This window comes from Agriterribacter sp. (assembly GCF_035444585.1).
GTDB lineage: Bacteria > Bacteroidota > Bacteroidia > Chitinophagales > Chitinophagaceae > Agriterribacter.
The window spans coordinates 1-5098 of the sequence record NZ_DAOMOZ010000289.1 but is presented as its reverse complement, the minus strand read 5'-3'; the positions used below and the strand labels follow the sequence as shown (position 1 = coordinate 5098).

At 43.6% G+C, this 5098-nt stretch carries 7 protein-coding genes; 5 read left to right on the top strand and 2 right to left on the bottom strand.

All coding sequences use genetic code 11. The features are described 5' to 3' along the window. The coding region (locus PLH26_RS20175) for a DinB family protein (protein WP_324587825.1) at positions 1–363 on the bottom strand (363 nt) is incomplete at its 3' end. Between the two features lie 79 nt (positions 364–442). Between PLH26_RS20175 and PLH26_RS20170 the strand changes: the two genes are divergently transcribed. Both PLH26_RS20170 and PLH26_RS20165 read left to right on the top strand, forming a co-directional pair. Beyond that, positions 443–1366: a sialate O-acetylesterase gene (locus tag PLH26_RS20170; RefSeq protein WP_324587824.1), complete on the top strand. Its 924-nt coding sequence runs from the start codon at positions 443–445 to the stop codon at positions 1364–1366. A gap of 45 nt (positions 1367–1411) precedes the next feature. Continuing rightward, positions 1412–1891: a hypothetical protein gene (locus tag PLH26_RS20165; protein ID WP_324587823.1), complete on the top strand. Its 480-nt coding sequence runs from the start codon at positions 1412–1414 to the stop codon at positions 1889–1891. A gap of 93 nt (positions 1892–1984) precedes the next feature. Here the strand turns inward: PLH26_RS20165 and PLH26_RS20160 are convergent, their stop codons facing one another. Continuing rightward, the gene (locus PLH26_RS20160; RefSeq protein ID WP_324587822.1) at positions 1985–2785 is read right to left on the bottom strand and encodes an RDD family protein; all 801 of its coding nucleotides are present in this window, start codon (positions 2783–2785) and stop codon (positions 1985–1987) included. Between the two features lie 80 nt (positions 2786–2865). Between PLH26_RS20160 and PLH26_RS20155 the strand changes: the two genes are divergently transcribed. The 3 genes from PLH26_RS20155 to PLH26_RS20145 all read left to right on the top strand — a co-directional run. Then, positions 2866–3828 carry a stage II sporulation protein M gene (locus tag PLH26_RS20155; RefSeq protein WP_324587821.1) on the top strand — a complete coding sequence of 321 codons (963 nt, stop codon included), beginning with the start codon at positions 2866–2868 and terminating at the stop codon, positions 3826–3828. 1 nt (position 3829) lies between these two features. Further along, positions 3830–4699 (top strand): DUF4129 domain-containing protein, encoded by an 870-nt coding sequence (locus PLH26_RS20150; protein ID WP_324587820.1) that lies wholly within the window; start codon positions 3830–3832, stop codon positions 4697–4699. Beyond that, positions 4696–5098: hypothetical protein (locus tag PLH26_RS20145; protein WP_324587819.1), on the top strand; the 403-nt coding region annotated here is incomplete at its 3' end. The genes PLH26_RS20150 and PLH26_RS20145, both read left to right, overlap by 4 nt.

Here is a 5098-nt window from a genome sequence, read left to right as displayed (position 1 = left end):
CAATTCAAAACGCATCAGTTCAGCTCTTCTCAGCGTCCATCGCATATTCAATTCTTCATCAGAGGCTTTTCCCAAAAACTCAACCGCCCGTTCTAAGGTAAGTTCAAAAACTTCTAATAATTCATCTCTTGAAGAAACGTTTATCCGGTTAAAAATGTCCCTGGCAAAATCGAATTCAGTACCTGTCATTATATGACCAATCCATTGTGGCAATTCTGCTATATGGCAGGCCAGCCGCAGCAGCGACATGCTCTTTTCATGTGGTTTCCAGCTAAACTCCTCTTCGGGTATCCCTGCCAGTATTTTGCGTGTATTTGATGCTTCGTGTTTAAGTTCGTCTATGAGCGCTGTATGTATTGACATTGAAAAAATTTTGACAAAGATAGAATTGATTTTGCTATACTTTTTTTCTTTGCTACCTTTTCGGCAAAAAATAAGCCATATGAATAGAAGCATTGCCTTGTTTTCCGTTTTTATTTTGATGGGTCCTGGCTTAAAAGGATTTGCCAACATCCGCCTTCCCGCAGTACTTTCCAACAACATGGTGTTGCAGCAGCAGTCAACTGTAAACCTGTGGGGCTGGTCATCTCCCGCAGAAAAGATATTCATTACCACATCATGGAGCTCAACGGTTGATTCGGCCATTGCATCCGGCGATGCCAAATGGAACATTGCGATCAAAACGCCTGCAGCAGGCGGGCCTTATACCATTACCTTCAAAGGCAACAATACGATCGTGCTCAATAATGTGCTGATCGGTGAAGTGTGGGTGTGCTCCGGTCAGTCGAACATGGAATGGAGCAGCCTCAACGGCTTGCCTCAAATGGATGCCGAGCTCCCGAACAGCGCCAATCCCAATATCCGCTTCTTCCATATTCCAAAAACCACTGCGCTGGCTCCCCAGGATGATTGTGCAGCTATGTGGACGGAATGCAATCCCGAAACCTTAAAAAGCTTCAGCGCAGTTGCTTATTATTTTGGAAAGCAATTGCAGCAAAAACTGAACGTGCCCGTTGGACTCATCAATACCAGTTGGGGTGGTACTCCTGCCGAAGTATGGACACCGGAAGGAGTGGTGGAAAAAAATCCTGAACTGAAAGCAGCCGCAGCTAAAATTGGTGCAACCAACTGGTGGCCCCACGCACCCGGAAGGGCATACAATGCCATGATCGCTCCCATTACTTCCTTTGCTGTTGCAGGTGCCATCTGGTACCAGGGAGAAAGCAATGCAGGAACGGCATCTACTTACAACGCATTGATGACAACCCTGATTGACAGCTGGCGCAGAGACTGGAACAGGGATATTCCTTTTTATTACGTGCAGATAGCTCCCTTTGCCTATGGCAATAAAAATATAGGGGCCTGACTGCGGGAAGGACAAACACAAACGCTTGAACATCCCAATACAGGCATGGTGGTAATAACAGACCTGGTAGATGATGTTAAAGATATCCACCCCAGGAATAAAAAGGACGTAGGTGCAAGATTAGCTGCCTGGGCCCTGGCAGAAACCTACAAAAAGGAAGGCCTCACTTATAAAAGCCCCATGTATAAAAACATGGAGGTAAATAAAAATAAAGTAACGGTGTATTTCAACAATGCACCTAATGGGCTGATCATAAAAGGAGGAGAAAAGAAAGCAACCGAATTTTATATTGCCGGCGATGATAAAAGCTTTTTGCCTGCCGATGTAAAAATTGAAGGGGATCACGTAATACTTTCCAATAAGCAAATTAAAAACCCGGTTGCCGTTCGGTTTGCATTCAGCAATACGGCTATAGCCAATATTTTCAGCAAAGAAGCCCGCCCCGACGGATCGGCAGGCCCGGGATTACCTGTAAATCCTTTCAGAACAGACGACTGGGATGTGGATACAGGCAGTGGTGAGTAGTGAATTGTGAGTGGTGAATTGTGAGTGGTGAGTAGTCAGTGATGAGTTACAGGGACAGGGACCTCCCTTGCAACCTGAAACCTGCACCCTCCCCTACTCATTCGTCGACAAATAATTATAATCTTTTAGTAAGGTCTCTAAAAAATCAAACGCAGGCATGGCACTCTCAATAGCCAATACTTTCTTTACACGGTTTGAAGCGTTCTCCACCATTTGTATATGCCCCGTTTGGCGGCCCGTATCCAAAATGCCCTTGATCGTATTGATATCCCTGTCGCTCAGGCGCATCACCTGCGGAAACACGGGAACATAATTGTCGCTCACTTCCATAAAAATGGTGTCTTCAAGGTTCCCTTTGGGATTGGTTTTAATGAGCAGCGTTCCGGCGGCAAGGTCTCCAAGCCTTTTTGATTTTTTATGTACTGCAACCAAAATCAGGTCGGCAATGAACATTAATGTTGTTATCCACAATGCTTTTAACGCACTTAGCCAGCCGAATACAATAGCAATGATGATAACAGGAACAGAAAGATCGGACGACCGCAGCAGCCAGCGGATCATATACTGACCCGGCGAAGCTTTTCCCCCGTTATCATTCACCACCCGTATACCCAGCAATTTTTTTCCCACGCTCTGTCCGTTCCAGAACAGTTCGCAAAAAAAATGATAGGTGAACACGGGCAGCAATATAATAAGCTGCAGCGCCCACAGATCGTACCCCGAAATGTTGTGTGCATAATTACCTGCAGCGGAAGCGTATACATTGTAAGCAATGATGATATAAAATACCTGCAGCACAAAATCAATGATCCATGCTATCATTCTTGTATGAAAAGGAGCGCTTTCAAATTCAAGATCAATATTAAAACTGGTAGGAATAAAAATCTTACCCATGAGTATGCAATAATATATATTTGGGTCAGTTCTTAAACGATGTTAAGTATTTATTTAAATTGAAGCAAATTTAATTACCGTTGCGGGAAGCCTTATTCATAAAAAAACATAAAGACAGGTGGCTGAAAACACAGCACACGCCACCGGAAAATGCCGACGAAACCGGCGTGGATTTCACGCAACTGGTAGATGATCTTTCCTATGCAAAAACTTTTTATCCGCACAGCAGGGTAACCCGGTATCTGAATGCCAGAGCGTCGCAGACCTACATGAGCATTTACCAAAGCAGGAAAGAAGAGCGTAACCGCATTACCGGATTCTGGAAATATACGGTGCCGCTCACCATCCGGAAGCATCATGGCGTATTGTTGTTTTGTGCAGCACTTTTTATTACTTTTTTTATGACCGGTTTTTATTCTTCGCAGCACGATGAAACTTTTGTGCGTGAAATGCTGAGTGACAGTTATGTGAATATGACGGAAGAGAATATTGAAAAAGGCAGGCCCTTTGGCGTATATGCCGAAGGTGGCGCATTACTGATGTGGCTGGGCATTATGATCAATAATCTTTTTGTGGCATTTGGCTATTTTGCACAGGGGCTTTTGCTTTGTATTCCGCTTATCATTTCCTTACTTACCGAAGGCGTTAGGCTGGGCGCGTTTGAACAAATGTTTTTTGCAAAAGGATTGGGCATGCAATCGGTATTAACCGTTTTCATTCACGGTACACTGGAAATTTCGGCTATTGTAATTGCAGGCGCTGCGGGCATTGTATTGGGCAAGGGCTGGATGTTTCCGGGAACGGATAAAAGGCTGCACGCGTTTATGCGGGGAGCTAAAGATGGTGTTATTATATTAGCCAGCCTCATCCCGGTTTTTATAGTAGCTGCTTTTTTTGAAGGATTTATTACCCGCTATTATACCATGCCGTGGTGGTTGAGTGGGTCTATCTTACTGCTTTCTGCTTCCTACATAATATGGTATTATATTATTTATCCTGTACAACTGCAAAAGCGTTTATTAGCTAACCGAAAAATCGTATGATGTGATCCGGCGTCTCATTTATATATACCTGTTATTGACCGGCGCTGTTTTTACGATTGCCCCTGCTACCTGCTTTGCCCAGGAATCCGCCGACAGTACTGTGTTGCTTGAAGAGAAAGATAGTATAGAAGTTATGTTAGACAGCCTGAGCGGCTACCACTCTGACAATGAATTTGCTGAACCGGACCAGGACACTTTATTTTTTTCCGGGAAAGAGCATCCTGCATCATTATACGATTCATCAATTATAAAAAACAGGTTTGTTCCCGATTCGGTTACGCAGCTTCTGAAAGCGGATAAGGCTTTCTGGTATGCAAATAAAGACAGACATTCAGAAAACAAAAAGACGGAAAGCAACTCATTTTGGGAAAAATTTTGGAAAACTGTTTTTACGATACTCGGCTCGCCTGTATTCAGGCAAATGATATGGGTGCTTATGCTCGCATTATTTGCCGCTGCAGTGGTTTGGTTTCTTGTTCAAAACAAAATGAATATTTTTGGTTCAGGCAAAGCTGTTGCGTTGCCAGTGCAGACAAGGGAGGATGATGCAGATAGCATTTTTACTACCGACCTTCGGGAAGCTGCCCGCAAAGCGGCGGAGAAAGAAGATTATCGTTTAGCTATTCGTTTTTGCTACCTGCAATTGCTGAAAACATTTTCTGAAAATGGTTTGATCCGTTATGGCGCCGATACCACCAATAGTGAATATCTGGCCCAATTATATTCCCGGCCCTGTTACAGTGCTTTTTTTACTGTTACCCGCAGCTATGAATATGCCTGGTATGGCGAAATGCCTGTAAACAAACAACAATATGAAACTGTGCTGAACGATTTTTCTTCACTCTATCAAAAAGCAGGTGTATCCGTTTGAAAAAAGCAACACCATACCTGTTGGGCGGCTTATTGCTTTTACTATTGCTGGCGTTGCTGGCAGGGGGAAACAAAAGTGATTTCGATCATCGGGTTACACTGAATAAAAAAGATAAAATTCCTTACGGAACATATATAGCCTACCAGAATCTTCCGCATTTATTTCCACAGGCAAAAATAACCATCAACAAAAAAGCGCCGGGTTATTGGGATGAGACGGTGTTGGATTATGATACCGGCAGGCAGGCTATCATTATTATTTGTAAGGATTTTAATGCCAGCAATGAAGAACTAACCGAATTGTTTCATTTTGCGGGCAGGGGTAATGATGTGCTGATATCAGCTTACGACCTGAGCAATGACGCGCAAAGTTTTTTTCATTTGGATTTAAGTTATGCTG

What these genes read in the sequence shown, in the direction of transcription:
- PLH26_RS20170 (WP_324587824.1), top strand. Translation starts at nt 443, where the DNA reads ATGAATAGAAGCATTGCCTTGTTTTCCGTTTTTATTTTGATGGGTCCT.
- PLH26_RS20165 (WP_324587823.1), top strand. Translation starts at nt 1,412, where the DNA reads ATGGTGGTAATAACAGACCTGGTAGATGATGTTAAAGATATCCACCCC.
- PLH26_RS20160 (WP_324587822.1), bottom strand. Translation starts at nt 2,785, where the DNA reads ATGGGTAAGATTTTTATTCCTACCAGTTTTAATATTGATCTTGAATTT.